Origin of the sequence: Frankia sp. AgKG'84/4, from assembly GCF_023242965.2 — a bacterium.
GTDB lineage: Bacteria > Actinomycetota > Actinomycetes > Frankiales > Frankiaceae > Frankia.
Genome location: NZ_JALKFU020000187.1, coordinates 1 through 8,929 on the forward strand (window position 1 = coordinate 1; position 8,929 = coordinate 8,929).

Here is an 8,929-nt window from a genome sequence, read left to right on the forward strand (position 1 = left end):
CGGCGGGCCCGGACGCGCGCAGTGGCGCGGGTGGCGCGCGGTCCCGGCGGACCGAGAGCGACGAGCTGGTGGTCGGCCGCAACGCCGTCGTCGAGGCGCTGCGCGCCGGGGTGCCGGCGTCGACCCTGTTCATCGCCGCCGGCCTGGATTTCGACGAGCGGCTCGGCGACGCCCGCCGGCTGGCCAGCCGGGCCGGGATCGCGGTGGTCGACAGCGCCCGCCCGGACCTCGACCGGATGTGCGGCACGGCGCCGCACCAGGGGCTCGCGCTGTCGGTCCCGGCGTTTCGCTACACCCATCCCGATGATCTGCTTGTGCGGGCCCGCGCTGGCGCCGCCGGCCTGGTCGTCGCGCTCGACGGTGTCACCGATCCGCGCAACCTGGGCGCCGTGGTCCGCTCCGCGGCGGCCTTCGGCGCGGACGGGGTCGTGGTGCCCGAGCGCCGGGCGGCCGGGGTGACAGCCGCTGCCTGGAAGACCTCGGCCGGTGCCGCGGCCCGGCTGCCCATCGCACGGGCCACCAACCTGGCCCGGACCCTCACCGCCTACGCCGAGGGCGGGTTGTTCGTCGTCGGGCTGGCCGCGGACGCCGACCTGAGCCTCGACGACCTGGCCATGGCGACCGACCCGCTGGCGCTGGTGATCGGCTCGGAGGGTCGCGGACTGTCCAGGCTGGTCGAGCAGCGCTGCGACGTGACGGTCCGGATCCCGATGGCCGGCCAGGTCGAGTCGCTCAACGCCGGGGTCGCCGCCGGCATCGCGCTCGCGGAGATCGCGCGTCGGCGTCGCGTCGCCTGACGGCGATCAACTGACGGCGATCAACTGACGGCGATCAACTGACGGCGATCAACGCGCATCCGATCGTGACGCGGAGCTTCGCGCCGGCCGTGCGGAGCGGCCTTCCGGATACCCCGGTATCGCCGTGTCGCGGCGGCGAATCCTCACGCAGCCGAACCGTGATCGCACGGGCGCGCGAGTCCGGGCGTCTGTCCGGGTAGCCTTGCCCTGACTGGGCGTCGGGCTGTCGCGGGGGAAAGCGGACGACGTGCGAGGCATGGTGCTACCGGTGGCGTCGCGGCGCGGCTACTGGCCGATGCTCCCGGCCGACTTGGGGCCGCGGCTGGCCGTCCTGCCGACAGCCACGTTGCGGCGGGTGTTGGACTCGGTCTTCGCGATGGTGCGGCTGAGTTCGCTACTGCCCGCGATCGGGGCGCTGCTGCTGTGGCGTGGCTGGTACACGCGGCATCCCACCGGTCTGCTGGTCGCCGCGCTGGCCATCTGCTGGTCCCTGGCGTTCGCCGTGACCGCGCTGCGCCGAGGCATCAACCGGCCCCTCGCGGGGGCGAACGTGCTCGTGGCCGTGGTGCTGACCAGCGGTGTCCGTTGGTGGTTACCGCCCGGGCTGGTCAATGATCCGGCCTCCTGGACGGCACTCGCGGCGACGCACGCGATGTCCGTCGCCGCATGGACCTTTCCGCCGGCCTGGTTCTGGGCCGCGGTGGCCCTGACCACGGGCGCCGCAACGGGCGGCGCGGCGGTGGCCGGCTCACCGAGTTCCACGCCGGCGATGGTCGTGCTGGCGGTCTCGGTGCTGATCCGTTTTCTGCTGCCGCGGCTGCATGCGCTCGCCGAGGGGGTGGAGCGGCGGCTGGTCCGGGTGGCGGAGTCGCGCGAGGCCGAACTCGCCCTGCGCGCGGTGTTGCGCGCCCGCCGGGAACGCGAACTGGTGATCCACAACGGGGTGCTCAACACGCTGACCGGTATCGCCTGGGGCGGCGCGACCGACGCCGAACTCACCCGCCGCCGCTGTGCCGACGGGGAGTCGGCGCTGCGTGGGCTGCTCGGGGAAGGTGAAGCCCAGGGCGGTGCGGCGCAGCGTTGCGAGCCCGCTCCCGACGCGATCCGGGCGATGATCGCCGCGGAGCTGAACGTCGTCGCCCGAACAGAGATTCCCCTGACAGGCGTGGTGGCAGCCCCGGCCACCGGCCTACCCGGCCAGGCCGGTGATGCCTGGCCACAGCCGTTGGCGGCGGCCTGGGCCACCTCGGTGCGGGACGGCTACGCCGCGCAGCTTCGCCGCGTGACCGGCGGCTTCGCGCTGGTCTGGTTGGTGCTGCTGGCGGTGCCGGCGGCGCGGGCGGTGCCACAGGCGCGGTCGTTGCCGCTGACGGCGTTGCTGTTCGCCGGGCCCGTCGCGATCGCCTGGCTGGCGCGTCGACGGTTCCGATCCGGCCCGCTGTCAGCCTGGCAGACGGCCGCGGTCGTCGTCGCCTGCGTGCTGATCGCGCTGGTGGGGCCGTGGAACGCCGGGTCCGGGGCGATGCGGAGCTGGCCGTTGATGGCCGTGGCGCCGCTGATGATGGTGGTCACGGTGTCCCGCTCGCCCTGGCGATGGGTAGTCGCGGCGTTCGCCGTCACGGCCGCGATGGTCGGGGCGACGCTGACGCGTTATCCGGGCGATTCCGAGGCGGCGGTCCGGCTGCTGCTCGCCGTGCACCATTTGTGGATCATGCAGGTCATCCTGGTCCTGGTTGGGCCGGTGCTCTGGCGCACGGCTGACGCACGGGCGTGGGCCGGGCATTTCGAACGGGAGCTGCGGCGCGGCGCCGAGCTGGACGACCGTGTCCGCGAGCGCCGGCGGGGGCTGCTGCGATCGGTGGAGCGGGAGGTCGTGCCGCTGCTGGCCGCGGTGGCCGCGGGGCAGGTCGACCCGCGGGCCGACGCGGTCCGCGGGGACTGCGGCCGCCGCGCGGTCGCGGTGCGCCGGCTGCTGTTCGACGACGATGCCGTGCATGGCGCGCTCGGCGACGTCATCGATGCCGCCGAGCGGCGGGGCACGGTCGTGTCCAGCCAGATCCACGGCGGCCTGGACCAGCTTCCGGCGGCGGTCCGCCGCGAGTTCGTCGAACATCTCCATGACGCGCTGCTGATGATGCCGAGCCGCCGGGTGCTGCTCACGGTGACCACCGATGAGGAGTCCGCCAGCCTCTTCCTGTCGTGTCCCTGGCCCGCGCGGCAGCAGCCGCCGGCGCCCGCCGGTCAGCACCTCGAGATGATCGTCGATGTGGATGACGACCGGTTGTGCCTCGAGCTGCGCTGGCCGGCCGAGCGGCACCCGGCGTCCGCCGTACCGGTGGCGTAGCCCGCCGAGCGGACCGTTGCCGACGACAATCGCGGCGCGGCGGCCGTCGAGGTCGATGGACTCGCCCGAGCCCCGCGTGTCAACATCGCCCGGTTCGCGGGCTGCCGACGGCGGCTCGGCTCGGCGCGGCTCGGCGATGGAGGAGACATGGGTATAGCGATCAGCGAGGAGCATCGGGAGCTGGCTCGGACGACGCGATCGCTGCTGGCCTCCCACGACGTCCGTGCTGCCGCCCGGACGCTGCTGGACGGGAGCGAGGAGGTCCTGCCCGGCTACTGGCAGCAGTTCGCCGACCTCGGTCTGCTCGGGGTGCATCTCCCGGTGGAGTTCGGCGGCGGCGGCGCGGGACTGCCGGAGCTCGCGGTCATCATCGAAGAGCTCGGCCGGGCGGTCGCGCCCGGACCGGTCCTGCCGACGGTTGTGGCCTCAGCGGTGATCGCCGCCAGCGGCGGCCCGGCCGCGCGCGCCGCCCTGCTGCCGGGTCTCGCCGCGGGCACGACGATCGGTGCCCTCGGTCTCGGCGGCGACCTCGCCGCGGACGGGCCACCCGGGCCGGATGGCGAGGTGCGGGTGTCGGGCAGCTCCGGGGTCGTCCTCGGCGGTCATCTCGCGACCCTGGTGCTGCTCGCGGTGGGTGACGACATCGTGGTGCTGGCGCCGACCGCCCCCGGCGTGACGGTGCGGGCACCCGCGTCGCTCGATCCCACCCGCCGGTCCGTCCGGCTGCTGCTCACCGGGGTACGGGTCGAACCGGGTGACGTGTTCGCCGGCGCCCGGCCGCACGCCGAGGCGGTGCTGCGCGGCCTGGTCGCCGCCGAGGCGATCGGTGGCGCCCAGAGCTGCGTCGAGGCCGCCACCGCGTACGCGAAGGTGCGCGAGCAGTTCGGCCGGACCATCGGGACGTTCCAGGCGGTGAAGCACCATGCCGCGAACATGCTGGTCGCGGCGGAGCTCGCCACGGCCGCGGGCTGGGACGCGGCCCGCGCCGCCGACGGCCCGGCCAGCGAGTTCGAACTCGCCGCCGCCGTCGCCGCGACCCTCGCGGTGCCGGCCTACGTCGCGAACGCCGAGCTGGATATCCACCTACATGGCGGCATCGGCTACACCTGGGAGCACGACGCCCATCTCCACTACCGGCGGGCCGTGACACTGCGGGCGGTGGTGGCGCCGGGCGTTGCGGCCGCAGACGTGACGCGCCTACGCGGCGCCGGTGTCAGCCGGGCGGCCGCGTTCGACCTGCCGGCGGAGGCGGAAGCGGCCCGGGACGAGGTGCGGGCGTTCGCCGGACGGCTCGCCACGCTGCCCGAGGATGAGTGCCGGCGTGAGTTGGTCGACTCCGGCTACCTGCAGCCGCACTGGCCCCGGCCCTGGGGTCTCGCCGCCGCCCCGGGGCTCCAGCTCGTCATCGAGCAGGAGCTCCGCGCCGCCGGCGTCCGGGTGCCCAACATGCTGATCACCGGCTGGGTGACGTTGACCGTCGTCCAGCACGGCACACCGGAGCAGGCGGGCCGCTGGGTCCGGCCGGCGCTACTGGGCACCGAGCTGTGGTGCCAGCTCTTCAGCGAGCCCGACGCCGGGTCGGACGCCGCGGCGGTGCGGACCCGGGCGGAACGGGTCGACGGCGGCTGGCTGGTCAACGGCCAGAAGGTCTGGACCACCGACGCGCATCGATGCCGCTGGGGGCTGGCGACTGTCCGCACGGATCCGGCCGTGGGCAAGCACGCCGGCATCACCGCGATGGTGCTCGACCTGCGGGCCGATGGCGTGGAGGTGCGGCCGCTGCGCACCATCACCGGCGACTACCACTTCAACGAGGTGTTCTTCACGGACGTCTTCGTCCCCGACGCGGACGTGGTCGGGGATCCGGGACGCGGCTGGGCGGTCGCCCGTACCGTGCTCGGCAACGAACGGGTGAGCCTCGGCCGCGATCTCGGTGGCGGTGCCGGAGACCAGCTCCTGGCACTGCTGCGGCAGTACGGCGACCGGATTCCCGGCGTGGAGTCGACGCTCGGCACGCATCTCGCGCAGGAGAGCGCGCTGCGGCTGCTCAACCTGCGCCGCGTCGCCCGTGCCCTCGACGGCAGCGGCCCGGGCCCCGAGGGCAATGTCACCAAGCTCGCCAGCGCCGAACACGGGCAGCGCACCGCGGCGCTGATCTGCGAGTTCGCCGGTCCGGACGTCGTGTTCGACGAGGGTTTCGGCGGCCCCGCCGGCCGATCGCTGCTGAGCACCCGGGCCCTGACCATCGCCGGTGGCACGTCGGAGATCTCGCGGAACCAGATCGCCGAACGAATCCTCGGCCTGCCCCGGGATCCCCTGCTCTCCTAGGCCGTGTTCGGCCGGTCATGGCACGGGCCTGAGCGGGAAGTGGAAATGGCGGAAGCCCCGCCCCCGGGAGGGAGGGCGGGGCTTCCTGAGCCGCGCGCTGGGTCGCGTCGCCTCGCGCCGGTCGGCTCACGATCTGTCGAGCACGATCCGATCGATCATGTGCGGATCAGAACCGGCCGAGTGCGGATGTCGGCGCGGAGTTTCGGGGCCTCAGATCCGGTGACCCCAGCAGGGCTTCGACGCGTACCACGGGCTGGTGCCCGCCTGGGCGTAGAGCTTGCGCGCCATCTGCCACTGCTGCGCGACGCTGGCGTTCTGCGGCAGACCCCGGCCACCCAGACCGTGCCAGGTGGAGGGCAGGAACTGGAACAGTCCGCCGGCGCCGATGGAGTTGACGGCGCGCGGGTTGCCGCCGGACTCGCAGGGAATCACGGCGCGCAGGAAGTGGTCGGCGTTCGGCGCCGCGCTGGCCGGACCGGACAGCGCGAGCCCACCGCCTACGGAGGCGGCGAGAGTAGTGGCGAGAACGGCGGCACGAGTGCCGAGCTTGATCCGGTTGAGGCCCCGACCGAGCGTACGAGCGTTGGACATTGAGTTGCCCTTCCCCACGCCTCCGAGGTGAGCTGTCGGATTCGGGCTGGGAATGCCCGGCCGCACTAGGCGGCTTCACCCCTAGGGCGCCTTGGTTCGGCGCCCGAAATTGGTTCCCCCGGGTCCTGCCGCTGGTTTGGTCTCTATCGGGTGGGGGCAGGATTCGGCGTGCCACCCGACGTCTGCCATCAGTTGACGGCATGGCAACGAACTTAGCTCATCGTGACCCCGGTCTGGCAAGGGGGCGTGAAGATGGGCACAGTACGTTCTAGATTCTTGTTTCGATCTTTTTTCGGCAGTTTCGCGCGCCTGCGCGCGCTCGATGCTAACTGCTCTCCCGGCATTTTGAAATACCAGTTAGGCGGCCACCCGGCCACGTTGCCGATAAATATGTACGGTCCGTGGTCACTCTTCTTCCGGCGGTGGTGATAATCATTCTTTCGCTGTCCTCGCGGGCTGCGACGGCCGGCTGGAAAGTATCCGGACCCGGGTTGGAGAAAAAGCCCTCCCGGGCGCTTTTCGCCACTGTACGGCATAGGCGAGACAACCGCCGTAAACGGATCTGTCGGTTTTTTCCGGCACGGCGTGCCGGCTCGGAGCGTGGCCGGCGGGCTCAGGCCCAGGTTCAGGGGTTGTAGGTCCAGGCCGAGCCGGTGCCGCGGTACTGCTCCACCGGGATCGGTGTCGCGCCCGGCCGCATCCGGTCGGTGTACAGCTGGCCGAAGAGGTGGTCGATCTCGTGCGCCACCAGACGGGCCAGGCCCTCCCGGTAGACCGTGATGCGTTGGCGGCCGGTGATGTCGGTGTGCTCCACGTGCAGCTCCAGCGGCCGGGGGACGACCCCGCGCACGTCGAAGAAGCTCAGACAGCCCTCGTACTGCTCGTCGGACTCCGGGGACGACTCGATGACCCTCGGGTTGAGCAGCGTGAGCATGTCGCCGTCAGCGGAGCGCACGACGGCCGCCGCCCGGCTGATCCCGATCTGTGGGGCGGCGATGCCCATGCCCTTGCCGAAGGTGTGCAGGGCGGAGACGCGTTCCATCGCCGAGGACAGCTCGGCGACCACCCGGCGGGCGTCCTCGGCCTCGGCCGGCAGGTCGAAGAAGCGGGCCGGGGCGGACAGCATGGGCTCGCCCGCCTGGATGATGCCCGCGGTCGACATCAGGTCGCTGGGCCGAGGGCTCGGCGCCACCTCGGAGTCAGCGGCGGCGACCCCCCGGCCGGGCCGCTCGGCCCGGAAGTTCCACTCCAGGCGGTACCGGGCGTGCAACGGCGGGTTGTTGGTGGACCAGGTGAACACGCGCCGGCCGTCGGCGTCGGTGCGGGCGATGGCCGTGCGAAACGGGAAGGCATCGGCGGTCATCGACGTCTCCATCCCCCACACCACCGGATCGGCCTGGGCGGGGAAGTCCAGCACGACGGAGAGAAAGGTGGTCGGCACTCTGACGGCACGCTGGAACCACGGCCCCCACTTCTCCTCGCTCACGCGGTAGCTGTACTCGATGAAGGTCGACTCGCCCGGGTACAGCGGAAACCGGCCGCGCTTGTTCTCGAACAGCAGCCAGACCTCCTTCATCGCATCCCAGTCGGTCTTGATCTCCCATGACATCCGCTCGTCGCCGCAGCGCGCGGTGAGCTGAAGCTCCTCCCAGCGCAGCGGGTTGCTGCGGTACAGCCGCGCGGCGCGCTCCTGGTCCCCCGGGAAGCGGTCGACGGAGATCCGCATCAGATACCGGGTGACGGGTTCGACGCCGGTGTTGACGATCAGGCGACGCTGGTGGGCGACGTACATGCCGTCGTCGTAGCGCAGTTCGGCACGGTCCTCCGCGACCACCAGGCCGCCGCCGGCGCCCGGCCCGGCGCCTGGTCCTGGTCCAGCGCCTGGTCCTGGTCCAGCGCCTGGTCCTGGTCCGGTGCCGCGCGCGGCACCGGCGGACTCGGTCGTCGCCGTGGTGGCACCGCTGGTGGTCTCGACCGGACCGCCGGCGTCGCGCGACACGTGTCCGGACTCCCAGGGGCGGGCAGCCAGCTGGAAATAGGCGCCGGGAATCCGCAGGGCATCAGCGAGTCGCTCGATGAGCGCGAGCCGCGCGATCCGGTCGTCGCCCTGCATGATCCGGCTCACCCGGCTCTGGCTTAGGCCTTCGACGGCCGAGGCGATCCGGTTCTGGCTCGCCCCGTCGTACTTCTTCATCAGCCGGAAGGCGGCGCGGAAGTCGCGGTCCGCGCAGGCCGCGCGGAACTCGGGGCGGGCCAGCAGGTCGGCGGACACCCGGTAGGGGCCGGACTCGTAGGACATCGACCGGCCTTTCCTCGGGCGCGCGAACCGGGTCGGTCGCCCTCATTCACCCCGTAGTTCCCGGGTCCGCCAGCGGAGATACCGCCGGGGCGGACTCGGGTGGTGTCGGCTATGTACCGGCATGGCCGTTGCGTCAGGCCGCAGCCGACACGTCAGGATAGCGACGCTATGCCAGAGGAGCATTGGGTTGGCCTACGCCGCCGTCGTCCGCCGGTTGTCCGAGATCTGACATTCGAGGTCGGCCGATTTGCTCCCGATGGGACGGCTGATCTGCTAGGCGGAGGTCGGGTCAGACCCAATGAGGTCAGTGACCACCCTCCGTTCGGGGGGTACGACGCGCCCGCACTGCTCCGATCGGGCGGCGTGGGCACGACGGAGACGCTCTGACCGCCGAAGTCCATCCGGGTCCGACCGGGCCATACGAGAAGGGCATTCCTGACTGACGTTTCCCTGCCATCCCGTTCAGGCGACTCTGATGGCAGGCCGGCCCCGCCCCGCGTCGAGCCGCGACCTCCGCCGGGCGGGGTCGGCGCACCCGGCCGCCACGGCCGGTCGTCGCCGGCCCGGTCG

5 protein-coding genes and 1 riboswitch are annotated in these 8,929 nt (G+C 72.4%); of the genes, 3 read left to right on the forward strand and 2 right to left on the reverse strand.

What is annotated here, in order from left to right:
- From rlmB to MXD58_RS13465, 3 genes are all read left to right on the forward strand, one after another.
- Positions 1–797, forward strand: a 797-nt coding sequence (gene rlmB, locus MXD58_RS13455; protein ID WP_250609366.1) for a 23S rRNA (guanosine(2251)-2'-O)-methyltransferase RlmB, incomplete at its 5' end; no start/stop codon positions are given.
- A gap of 256 nt (positions 798–1,053) precedes the next feature.
- Positions 1,054–3,141 (forward strand): hypothetical protein, encoded by a 2,088-nt coding sequence (locus tag MXD58_RS13460; protein ID WP_248838142.1) that lies wholly within the window; start codon positions 1,054–1,056, stop codon positions 3,139–3,141.
- 147 nt (positions 3,142–3,288) lie between these two features.
- A complete protein-coding gene (locus tag MXD58_RS13465; protein WP_248838141.1) occupies positions 3,289–5,469 on the forward strand; it encodes an acyl-CoA dehydrogenase family protein in 2,181 nt (726 codons plus the stop codon).
- A gap of 210 nt (positions 5,470–5,679) precedes the next feature.
- On the opposite strand, the gene MXD58_RS13470 is transcribed toward MXD58_RS13465, so the two are convergent.
- Together MXD58_RS13470 and MXD58_RS13475 are read right to left on the reverse strand one after the other, a co-directional pair.
- Positions 5,680–6,060, reverse strand: a complete 381-nt coding sequence (locus MXD58_RS13470) for a transglycosylase family protein (protein WP_248838140.1) — start codon at positions 6,058–6,060, stop codon at positions 5,680–5,682.
- 2 nt (positions 6,061–6,062) lie between these two features.
- Positions 6,063–6,212: riboswitch (cyclic di-AMP (ydaO/yuaA leader) on the reverse strand.
- A 473-nt stretch (positions 6,213–6,685) separates the two neighbouring features.
- Positions 6,686–8,359: a peptide deformylase gene (locus MXD58_RS13475; RefSeq protein WP_248838139.1), complete on the reverse strand. Its 1,674-nt coding sequence runs from the start codon at positions 8,357–8,359 to the stop codon at positions 6,686–6,688.
- Positions 8,360–8,929: the final 570 nt, after the last annotated feature.